Annotated in this window: 7 protein-coding genes, 1 pseudogene and 2 riboswitches; of the genes and pseudogenes, 4 read left to right on the forward strand and 4 right to left on the reverse strand. The window is 62.8% G+C overall.

Translation table 11 applies throughout. The annotated features are described in order from the left end of the window. The 3 genes and pseudogenes from cobO to cobA form a co-directional block, all read right to left on the reverse strand. Window positions 1-603, reverse strand: a complete 603-nt coding sequence (gene cobO, locus BM438_RS23805) for a cob(I)yrinic acid a,c-diamide adenosyltransferase (protein ID WP_093638791.1) — start codon at window positions 601-603, stop codon at window positions 1-3. Continuing rightward, window positions 600-1,127, reverse strand: coding sequence for a cobalamin biosynthesis protein (locus BM438_RS46850; protein WP_406550530.1), 528 nt, complete (start codon window positions 1,125-1,127; stop codon window positions 600-602). The genes cobO and BM438_RS46850 overlap by 4 nt, the downstream gene beginning before the upstream one ends. Continuing rightward, a pseudogene (gene cobA / locus BM438_RS46855) lies at window positions 1,128-1,850 on the reverse strand (uroporphyrinogen-III C-methyltransferase); the annotation flags it as partial. A gap of 224 nt (window positions 1,851-2,074) precedes the next feature. Then, a riboswitch (cobalamin riboswitch) is annotated at window positions 2,075-2,302 on the reverse strand. Between the two features lie 79 nt (window positions 2,303-2,381). Continuing rightward, a riboswitch (cobalamin riboswitch) is annotated at window positions 2,382-2,654 on the forward strand. Window positions 2,655-2,838: 184 nt separating this feature from the next. On the opposite strand from cobA, the gene cobW reads away from it, so the two are divergent. From cobW to BM438_RS23830, 4 genes are all read left to right on the forward strand, one after another. Next, entirely contained in the window at window positions 2,839-3,939 is a 1,101-nt protein-coding gene (gene cobW, locus BM438_RS23815) for a cobalamin biosynthesis protein CobW (protein ID WP_279630559.1), read from the forward strand. A 6-nt stretch (window positions 3,940-3,945) separates the two neighbouring features. Continuing rightward, window positions 3,946-7,746, forward strand: coding sequence for a cobaltochelatase subunit CobN (cobN, locus tag BM438_RS23820; RefSeq protein WP_093638797.1), 3,801 nt, complete (start codon window positions 3,946-3,948; stop codon window positions 7,744-7,746). After that, window positions 7,743-8,804, forward strand: a complete 1,062-nt coding sequence (locus BM438_RS23825) for a magnesium chelatase ATPase subunit I (RefSeq protein WP_093638800.1) — start codon at window positions 7,743-7,745, stop codon at window positions 8,802-8,804. Before cobN ends, BM438_RS23825 begins: the two co-directional genes overlap by 4 nt. Window positions 8,805-8,884: 80 nt before the next feature. After that, window positions 8,885-9,475 (forward strand): vWA domain-containing protein, encoded by a 591-nt coding sequence (locus BM438_RS23830; protein ID WP_093638803.1) that lies wholly within the window; start codon window positions 8,885-8,887, stop codon window positions 9,473-9,475. A gap of 47 nt (window positions 9,476-9,522) precedes the next feature. Here the strand turns inward: BM438_RS23830 and BM438_RS23835 are convergent, their stop codons facing one another. Next, window positions 9,523-10,446, reverse strand: coding sequence for a flagellar brake protein (locus BM438_RS23835; RefSeq protein WP_093638806.1), 924 nt, complete (start codon window positions 10,444-10,446; stop codon window positions 9,523-9,525). Between the last annotated feature and the right edge of the window lie 634 nt (window positions 10,447-11,080).

Genomic DNA, 11,080 nt, shown 5'->3' on the forward strand with positions numbered 1-11,080 from the left:
TCAGAACTCCACGCCGCGCTGCGCTTTCACGCCTTGCTCGCGATACGGGTGCTTGACGATGCGCATTTCGGTGACGAGGTCGGCGGCTTCGATCAGCGCGTCCGGCGCGTGACGGCCGGTCACCACCACGTGCAGCATCTCCGCGCGCCCGGTCAGTACCGACAGCACTTCGTCGAGCGGCAGGTATTCGTACTTCAGCACGGTGTTCAGTTCGTCGAGGATCACCATCTGATAGTCGCCGCTTTCGATCATGCGGCGTGCTTCGTTCCACCCTTTGCGCGCGGTGGCGATGTCGGCGTCGCGATTCTGCGTGTTCCAGGTATAGCCGTCGCCCATCGTGACGAAGTCGCAATTGGCGATTGCGCCGAGAAAGTCGCGCTCCGAGGTATGCAGCGCGCCCTTGATGAATTGCACGACGCCGAGGCGCATGCCGTGTCCAAGCACGCGCACGGCCATGCCGAACGCGGCGGTGGTTTTGCCTTTGCCGGTGCCGGTATTGACGATCAGCAGACCTTTTTCGACGGTGGCGCTGGCCTGCTTCTTCTCGTGACCCTCGCGCCGGCGCTCGGTCATGCGTTGATGCGATTCGGGATCGGTCTTCATGGAAGGTCCTGTTCTTGAGTGTCGTTGTTTGCGTGTTCGCAGGCGAGGCGGGCGGTGGTCGATGCTATCGCGACGGTGATGCCGGCATGTACGGTTTTGCGCACGAGTAGCCGTGCGTTGGCGGTATCGGCTGCAAACGAGGCAACTGGGGTCATTGAGCTAATTGAGGCATGGGCCGCATCAGATTCGGTCGCCGCAGCGAGCAAGGCGCACGGCTCGCAGACGCCGTCTATGCCGAGGTGCTCGCGTGTGGCCGCCGACGGATCCTCCACGGAGATCGCCGCAATCTGCTCGCGGCTGAACAGCTTCAGCGGCAACGCATGACGTGCGCAAAATTCGAGCAAGCCGGTTTCGTGGGCTTTGAGGTCAACCGAGGCGATCGTACTGATTTCGTCGAATGAATGCGAGCCGAGCGTGGCGCGCACAGCCGTTTCGATTTCCTCGGCGGAGCTGTGCAAACGACAACCGATGCCGACGGTTAGCGTTTTCCTTGCGTGGCGCTGGGATTCGCTGCCGACTTTCACCGCATCCCGTGCCAAAGCCAACGACGCCACACCGCCGATCACCACGATCGCCGGCGACCCGAGCCCGGCGCGGGAGACCGTATCGGCGAACTCGCCGAGCCGCGCGAGCGCATGCCGTTGCTCGGGGCGCGTCGCCGATTCGATCGCGGCGCACGGCGTATCGGCGCTCATCCCGGCTGCGAGCAATGCGTCGACGATTTCGTTCAGTCGCCGCATGCCCATGTAAATCACCAGCGTCATTCGCGTAGCGACGAGCGCGGCCCAGTCCGGCTCGCCGCTGCCGGCGCCGTGTCCGGTGACGAACACCACGCCTTGCGCGTGATCGCGATGCGTCACAGGAATGCCGATTGCCGCGGGCGCCGCAATCCCGGCGGTGATGCCGTTGATCACGTCGACGCTAATGCCTGCGGCATGGAGCGCTTCTTGTTCTTCGCCGCCACGGCCGAATACGAACGGATCGCCGCCTTTCAAACGGGCGACGCTGCGTCCCGCCCGCAAATGCTCGAGCATTTGCGCGACGATGCCGGCCTGCGGCGTCGACGGATGGCCGCCGCGTTTGCCGACATACACGACCAGTGCGTCGGCGCGCGCAAACTGCAGTACCTCAGGATTCACCAGATCGTCGACCAGCACCACATCGGCTTGCGCCAACGCGCGCGTCGCTTTGAGCGTCATCAGTTCGACGTCGCCGGGGCCGGCGCCGATCAGCCAGGCGCGGCTCATCGCGGCGTGCATGGCGCACGCCATGTCGTGACAAGCGGGAGCGGGCGAGGCGCGAAGATGCCGGAGGCGGCAGAAATTGAGGTCATGCGGTGCAACAGATTACGCGCAACGAAAAACGCCGCTCGCCGCGTTTCCCACAGGAAAACGCCAACGGCCGCGCCACGTCGTGCTTCAGCGCCTTCACATCCGTCCCTCGCGGATTCCGGCGGCCGGCAGCGTGACGTTCGCTGCCTCCGCGTCTGGCCGGTATCCGGGCTGGCGGCCTCATGCGTTTTGCCTTCCCGTCCGGATTCGTCGGACAGTGGCATCAAAAACGCATGCGCGATGCGAAAGCACCGCAGGTCGCTTACCGTTGCGGGGACAGCACAGGTTGAGCGCAGCGAGCGCGGCCTGTTTCCCGTTTAACTGCACATGCGATCGCATATGCGGGCACCAAACGCGCGCATACGATAGCACACGGCAGGCCGCGCCGGCACTGTGGAAAGGCCTTGCCGAAGCCCGCGTTTCCTTGACGGCAGGGGGCGCTCGGCCTAAACTCGCACGCACTTTGGTGCTCGTGTGCGCGCTCGTGCGCATGCAGTTAAACGGGAAACAGGGTGCCTACCTGCAATGGACCGGGTCAACCTGTGCTGCCCCCGCAACGGTAAGCGAAAAGCGGTGCGTTCTTGAGCGCCGCGGAGCCGGCTTCGATGTCCACGCGCAAGGCCGCGTCGGCATATAACCACTGGGCGAGAAACCACTCGTCCGGGAAGGGGAAGCGGCGCTTTCGCCAGCCCGGATACCGGCCAGACTACGAAGAACGACCATCGCGGGGATGCGGTGGCGCGTTCATGACCTCATTCTCGTTTCCAGTTTTTTGTTGCCTCGGCAACGCCGTTGTTCGTCCCCGTGTTTTGTTAATGTCGTGGTTTGGGGTATGTGCCCCGTTTGCCCGGCCTATACACGATGCACCGGCGTGCACGAGCAACTCCTACGGATGGACCTCACGATGCAAACTCAAATGCGCAAGATCCCCGTCACCATCGTCACGGGCTTTCTCGGCAGCGGCAAGACCACGCTGCTGCGGCACATTCTTCAGCATGCGGGCGGCAAGCGCATCGCGGTGATCGTCAACGAGTTCGGCGAGCTCGGCATCGACGGGGAAATCCTCAAGGGTTGCGGTATCGGCTGCGATGAGAACGGCGTCGAGACCGAAGGGCAACTGTATGAACTCGCGAACGGCTGCCTGTGCTGCACCGTGCAAGAGGAGTTTTTCCCGGTGATGGAAAAGCTGGTGGAGCGCCGCGAGCAGATCGATCACGTGCTGATCGAAACGTCAGGTCTCGCGTTGCCGAAGCCGCTGGTGCAGGCGTTCAACTGGCCGCAGATCAAGAATAGCTTTACCGTCGACGCTGTCGTCACCGTGGTAGACGGCCCGGCCGCGGCGAGCGGCCAGTTCGCCGACAACCCGGTCGCCGTGGATGCGCAACGCAAGGCCGATCCGAATCTCGATCACGAATCGCCGCTGCACGAATTGTTCGAAGATCAATTGTCGGCGGCCGATCTGGTGATTCTGAACAAAACCGATCTGCTCGACGAAGCGCGTCAAGCTGCTGTCGAAGCCGTTATCCGCGAAGAAATTCCGCCGCAAGTGAAGATCGTGCGCGCGCAGATGGGTCAACTTGATCTGCATACGCTGCTGGGCCTCGAAGCGGCGTCGGAAGAAACGATTCATCTGCGTCACGATCACCATGGTTCGGCAGAAGACGCCGATCATCATCACGACGAGTTCGATTCGGTGGTGGTGCACGCGAATGTTTCGTCGCGCGAAGCTGTGATCGCCGCGTTGCAAGGGCTCGTCGAAACCAACACGATTTACCGCGTCAAAGGTTTCGCGGCGCTGCCGGGTGCCGCGATGCGTCTGGTGATACAGGGCGTGGGCCGCCGATTCGATAGTTACTTCGACCGGCGCTGGCAAGCGGGTGAAACGGGCGCCGAGCAACAAAGCCGCTTTGTGCTGATCGGCGAAGACCTCGACCAGGCCGCGTTGCAACAGGCATTCGACGCCGCCTTGGGCGCCGTGGCGAACGCTCAGCCGCAACAGGCGTAACCGGTCATGCATCTGCTGCGCACCACGCCGGGCGGTTTTGTCGACGATACCCAGGGCGTGATCCGGATCGATCAGCAGCCCGCCGATATCGTGGTGCTCAGTTCTGCGGATACCACGCTGTCATTGCTCGCGAGCGTGTTTCCGCGTCTGGGCGAGGGTTTTCCGAGCGTGCGGCTTGCGAACGTCACGTATTTGCGGCAACCGGCTTCGATCGATTTCTATGTCGAAGACGTGTTGCAGCATGCGCGTGTCGTGGTGGTCGATCATCTCGGCGGCGAGGCGTACTGGCCGTACGGCATCGAACAGGTGGTCGCCCTTGCCGAACGCAAGCAGCAGACGCTCGCGATGTTCTCCGGCGATCTGCAGGAAGACCCGAATCTGCTCGCGCGCAGCACCGCTGACGCCGATCTGTGCCATCAGCTATGGCGCTATCTGCGTGAAGGCGGACCGCAGAATGCCGAGGCGTTCCTGCGTTTTATCGCGTACCGCTCGCTTGGCTGGGGGCGCGAGCCTGCGCTGCCGCGCGCCTTGCCTGCCGCGACGCTCTACCATCCCGAACGCGACACACCGACCATTGCCGACTGGCAGGCGCGCTGGCGTGATGACGCGCCGGTCGCTGCGATTCTGTTCTACAAGGCGCATTTGCAGGCGGCCAACACAGCGGTGTTCGACGCCCTGATCGATGCACTCGAAGCACAAGGTCTGAATCCGTTGCCGATCGCAATTACTTCGCTTAAAGATGCGATGAGCCGCGACGTCGTACAGCAGTTGTGCGCGCAACATGATGTTGCGCTGGTGCTGAATACAACCGCATTCGCCGCGTCTGCTATCGACGACCCCGAGCCGCTTGCGCTCGCCGGCGACGCGCCGGTGCTGCAGGTGATCCTGAGCGGCGGTAATCGTGAAGATTGGGTTAAGGACAATCAGGGTCTCAATTCGCGCGATATCGCCATGCATATCGCGCTGCCGGAAGTGGACGGCCGCATCATCACGCGGGCGATCAGTTTCAAGGGGCTCGCCTATCGTTGTCCGCATACCGAAGTCGATGTGGTCCGCTACCAACCGGACCTCGAACGCGTCGGCTTTCTGGCCGAACTGAGCCGCCGCTGGTGCCGCCTGCGCACGCTCGATAACGCGGACAAGAAACTCGCGCTGATCCTTGCCAACTATCCGATGAGCGAAGGGCGCATCGGCAATGGCGTGGGGCTCGATACGCCGGCCTCGGTGGTCGGACTTCTGTCAATGTTGCGTGATGAGGGATATCGCGTGGCTGAGCTGCCCACCGACGGCGACGCACTGTTGAAGAAGCTGACCGAAGGCGTGACCAACGATCCGGTCGTGCGTGATTTGCGGCCTGCGTTGCAAAGCCTCGCGCTCGACGACTATCTTGTGTACTTCAACGCGTTGCCGGCGGAAGCTCGCAATGCGCTGAACGCGCGTTGGGGCTCGCCCGAGCAGGATCCAACGTTGCGGCGCGGCCGTTTCATGATCGCGGGCTGGCGTTGTGGGCAAGTGTTCGTTGGCATTCAACCTTCGCGTTCGCGCGAGCAGGGCGACTACGCGAGCTATCACGACGCTGAACTCGTGCCGCCGCACGCCTATCTGGCGTTCTATTTCTGGCTGCGTCATCAGTTCGGCATCGACGCGGTCGTGCATGTTGGCAAGCACGGCAATCTCGAATGGCTGCCGGGCAAGAGCGTCGCGTTGAGCGATGCGTGCTGGCCCGATCTGATTCTCGGTCCGATGCCGCATCTGTATCCGTTCATCGTCAACGATCCGGGCGAGGGTAGTCAGGCGAAGCGTCGCGCGCAGGCCGTCATCATCGATCACCTGATGCCGCCACTCACGCGCGCCGAAAGTTACGGGCCGTTGCAGGACCTCGAGCGCCAGGTCGACGAATACTATGAAGCACTGATGGTCGACCCGCGCCGCTCGAAGCTGTTGAGGCGCACCATTCTCGCGACCATCGTCGAGCACAAGCTGCATGACGAGTTGAGTCTTGCGGAGCCGAACGGTCAGGACGATGAAGATGCGCTGCTGACGCGCGTCGATGCGTGGCTGTGCGAGTTGAAGGAGGCGCAGATTCGCGACGGCTTGCATACGTTCGGACAGTCGCCTGAAGGTGTGCAGCGGCGCGATACGTTGCTGGCGCTGGGGCGTTTCCCGGTCGGCGATGGCCAGGGCGGCAAGGCTGGTTTGATCGACGCGTTGGCGCGTGATCTGCTGATGGACCATCTATTCGATCCGTTGTCGGTGGATTGGGCTGCGGCGTGGGACGGTCCACGTCCCGAGGTATTGCAGCGGGTGAGCGATGCGCCCTGGCGGCATTGTGGCGATACACGCGAGCGTCTGGAACTGCTGGCGGCTGAGATGTTGCGTGAAGTGTGCGGCCATGAAACGTCCGGTACGGCGCCCGCAAGCGGGACTTTGCCGCAAGCTGAACGTGTGATCGAACGCCTGCGCAACGACGTATTGCCGCGGCTAGACGCCTGCGGTTCGCAGGAAATGCTGAACCTGAAGCGCGGTCTTGAAGGGCGTTTCGTGCCGCCGGGGCCGAGCGGTTCGCCGTCGCGCGGACGGCCCGACGTGCTGCCTACCGGCCGCAACTTCTATTCGGTCGATACGCGCGCCGTTCCGACGCAAGCGGCATGGTCGCTCGGTTTGAAATCCGCGCAGCAGTTGATTGAACGGCACTTGCAGGAGAACGGCGATTATCCGCGCGCGATCGGCCTCTCGGTATGGGGCACCGCAACCATGCGCACCGGTGGCGACGATATCGCTCAGGCACTTGCTTTACTCGGCGTGCGGCCGAAATGGGCGCCAGGCAGTCATCGCGTGACTGACTTCGAAATCATGCCGATCGAAGCCTTCGATCGGCCACGTATCGATGTCACGTTGCGCGTATCCGGATTTTTCCGCGATGCCTTCGCGAACGTGATGCATCTGTTCGACGCCGCCGTGCAGGCCGTGGCCGAACTCGACGAGCCCGAGGACCTGAACCCGATCCGCGCGCGCGTGCTGCGCGAACGTGATGCGCTGATGGCGCGCGGTATGGACGCCGCCGAGGCGCGCAAGCGCGCCGGCTGGCGCGTGTTCAGCGCGCGGCCCGGCGCGTATGGCGCGGGTCTGCAGGACATGATCGACTCGCAGCAATGGCAAACCGACGCCGATCTCGCGAATGCCTATCAGGCGTGGGGCGGTTACGCCTACACGCAGAAAAGCGCCGGCGAAGAAGCGCGCCAGGCGTTCGGCACACGCCTCGCCGCGATGGACGTCGTGCTGCAGAACCAGGACAACCGCGAACACGACCTGCTCGATTCGAACGATTACTACCAGTTCCAGGGTGGCATGGTCGCGGCGGTACGGCACCTGGCTGGCACTCAACCGCAGATCTATCACGCGGATCACAGCAATCCGGCCGCGCCGCGTGTGCGTACGCTGCACGAAGAGATCGCGCGGGTGGTCCGCTCGCGCGTGGTCAATCCGAAATGGCTCGATGGCGTGAAACGCCATGGCTATAAGGGCGCCGCTGAAATTGCGGCGACGGTCGATTATCTCTACGGCTACGATGCAACCGCGCGGGTGATCGCCGATCATCAATATGCGCTTGTCACCGATGCTTATCTGAACGACCCCGACACACGCGAGTTCTTGCAGCGACACAATCCGCACGCCATGCATTCGATCTGCGAGCGTCTGCTCGAAGCGATGCAGCGCGGTTTGTGGCAGGCGCCCGGCGACTATCGCGCGCAAGTCGAACAGCATCTGCTCGCGAGCGAGCAGCAGATTGAAGGAATGCAAACATGAACGCTGCGACCCAACGGCCCGCCTTTCCCTTTGCCGCGCTGATCGGCCAGACGCCATTGCAGCAGGCGCTCCTGCTCGCTGCGATCGATCCGGGTCTGGGCGGCGTGCTGGTGAGCGGGCCTCGTGGCACGGCGAAATCGACCGCGGCGCGCGCGCTTGCTGAATTGTTGCCCGAAGGGCAATTGGTGAATTTGCCGCTCGGTGCAAGTGAAGACCGCTTGATCGGCACGCTCGATATCGAAACCGTGCTGCGCGACGGCTCAGTGCGTTTTTCGCCTGGGTTACTCGCGAAAGCGCATCGCGGCGTGCTGTATGTCGATGAAGTGAACCTGCTGCCCGATGCGCTCGTCGATGCGTTACTCGATGCGGCGGCCAGTGGTGTGAATACGATCGAACGCGATGGCGTTTCGCATAGCCACGATGCGAGCTTCGTGCTGATCGGCACGATGAATCCGGAAGAAGGCGAGTTGCGGCCGCAACTGATCGATCGTTTTGGTTTGATGGTCGGGCTGCAGAACTGTTTTGAGCCGCAGGTGCGTCAGCAGATCGTCAAGGCGCGCCTGGCGTTCGATCTCGATCCGCAAGGCTTTCGCGCGGGATATACGCAGCAACAGGAAACGTATGTTCAGCGGATTCGCGCGGCGCGTGAAGCGCTGCCGCAACTCGATTTCGACGACGCCGTGCATGCGCATGTCAGTGCACTGTGCATCGACGCGGCGGTCGATGGGTTGCGTGCCGATCTCGTGATGTTGCGCGCGGCGCGGGCATTGGCGGCGCTGGAGCAGGCGGATGCGGTGACGACGGAGCATGTCGAGCGTGTCGCTGAGTCGGTGCTGATGCATCGGCGCCACGATCGCGAGGCGCGTGCAGGTGGCGACGCACGTGAGAGCGAAGCGCCGCGGCAGGCTGCCGACGCGGATGCAGCGTCCTCGTCATCTTCGCTTGATGCAACGCCAGGCGCTGCCGCCGGCGATAGCGATTGGGGTTACTTGCCGCCGCAGCCTGCGGGCGTCGCGCAGGTGAAAGGCGTCATTCCGCTCAACGCAAAAAAACGCTGAGCCATCGGAAGGGCGCCGCCGCTGACTCGCGCAGCGGTTTTCGATGGCGGCAAGGTGCCGGTGCAGGTCCGCGCAGCCGCTTGCAAGGTGCGCCGGGCAAGCGCATTGCATGGCTGCCGACGCTCATCGCAAAGCGTCGGGACACGTTGCGCGCCGAGCATCTGCGTTTCGCGCGAGAAGCACCACGGAGCGGTGTGCTGCATTGCTTCGTGCTCGATTGCTCCGGTTCCATGCTCGGCGGGCAACGCCTCGCGCTCGCCAAGGGTCTGTTGATCGCGCTGTTCGATCGCGCAAGCGCTGCTCGCGCCGAGGCGGCGCTGGTGTGTTTTGGCGGGGCTGGCGCTGATCTGCGTTTCGGTCCGGCTGTGCCGCGCTGGTGGAATGAACGGTGGCTAAGGCCGGTGGGCGGTGGCGGTGGGACGCCGCTGGCGTCCGGTGTGCGTCAGGCTGCGCAGGTGCTCGAGCGCAGCGCCCGACGCAAGCCCGCGCAGCAGCGCTGGCTGTGGATCCTGACCGACGGCCGCAGTGGCGATCAGCCGGCGCGGCCGCGTCATGCGGACGAGGTGGTATTCGTCGACTTCGAGCGAGCGGCAATACGGCTGGGCCGTTGCCGGACGCTTGCCGATGCATGGGGCGCGGCGCTGTTTACGCCGGACGAACTGATCGCCTGAGTCTGAGCGTCACGGGCGACGTGCTGCTGCACGTCTTTTTCGTGCGCTTATTTCAAACCGTTGGACCAGTACTGCACATCGTCCTGGCGGTCGAATACGAAGACTTTCATCGCCATCTGCTGAGCGGCGTCGAGTTGATCGAGCTCGAGCCCGTGGGTTGAAGGCTCGCCCGGCGCACTGCCTTTCTGCACGTTGCGGATGACTGCTGTGGTTTCGATCTCCGTTTGCATCTCCGCCGATTTGAGGCTGAAGGCGATGCGTAGTCGTTCGCCGACTGCACCCAGCGTCCATGAAGCGGCCAGCGACATACCGAGTGCGCTGATGCTTTTGGCGAGGCCCAGGCCGTCATATGAATCCCCGGTTTCGCCGATGCCGAAGCGCACCGGGAGGTGCGCGTGGACGCGGATCGACTTGCGTTCGCGCAGGCGGCGGATCACGCCAGGCTTCGATAGCACCACGTAGTCGAATGGGGCGCGGCACACGGACTCGACCGTGCAGACGAAGCGAAACACGGCATGGCTCGCTATGGCGACGATCTCGATGTTTTCACCGAGGCGTAGCGGGAGGATGCGGCCGTCTTGCAGCGGCGGCGTGACGAAGAGCGCATGGTTGGGCGCGAAGCCGATGATGCGGCATGGATGCATCGGGGCGCCGCTGCCGAGTTGGGAGCGCACGCCGACTAATGCACCTATTGTCAGGTGCATGTCTTTTAGTGTGAGGCTGGCGGTGGTGGGTTGATCGGCCTGGGGCTCTGGTTGTGGGGCCTTTTCCAACAGGTCGCCGCGGTGCGGGTGGAAGTTGGCGAAGAGGAATTGGCGCTCGTCCGTGGTCGCCAGGATGGTGCCGGCGGCGAAGAGGAGTGTGCCGTTGGAGTCTGCGATCGGCCAGTTTAGCGGGGTGCCTACCGGCACGGCTTCCAGAGTCAGTGACGGTGTTGGGGCCGTCGCTTGGGCTTCTGTCTGGTTTTCCATGGTCGGTGGGTAAATATGTGGCGGGATTACTTGTTTACGGCTGTGCTGGCTGGGAGCTTTAGGGGTTGTTTGCTTAGGGCTTGTGGTTTTCCTTGAATTGTTAGTGGTCTATTAGCGTTGCCCCTGTGCGGGGCGGCACTTACTTTCTTTGCCGCCGCAAAGAAAGATAAGCAAAGAAAGCGGCTCAAACCGCTAATGCTAAGTGGGCACCGTGGTCTGCCACGGGTAGTGGTGCATCTGGAATCTGTGTTCGTGCCCATGCATGCGCTAGTGACAAGGGAGTCATACTTCCGGCGGCGCTGCGCGCGCCGAAGAGTTCTTCATAACGCCACTCCCTTCGGTTGCGCTTCTGTGGCGTGAGTTCGCTCGTTAGTTATTGGCGCCTCTCGCTTGCAAAAAATTGCGATCACTGCTATCGCTTGAAATTAACTTGGATACCTAAGCATTTTTCTGTCGCCGTGGACAGGGGCTGTTCGAGTGTCTCTCAACTTTTTGAAAATAATTGCGCAAAGGGGATTGACGACGTGCCGACCGATCTCCATAATCTCGTTTCTCTGCTGCTGATGCAGCGACGCAGAACGAAGCGGTGCCGGGTGGTTGAAGTGGGCGGCGCTTCGGTAGTGAATGCGGACTC

Source organism: Paraburkholderia aspalathi, from assembly GCF_900116445.1.
In the GTDB taxonomy this organism is placed as follows: Bacteria; Pseudomonadota; Gammaproteobacteria; order Burkholderiales; family Burkholderiaceae; genus Paraburkholderia; species Paraburkholderia aspalathi.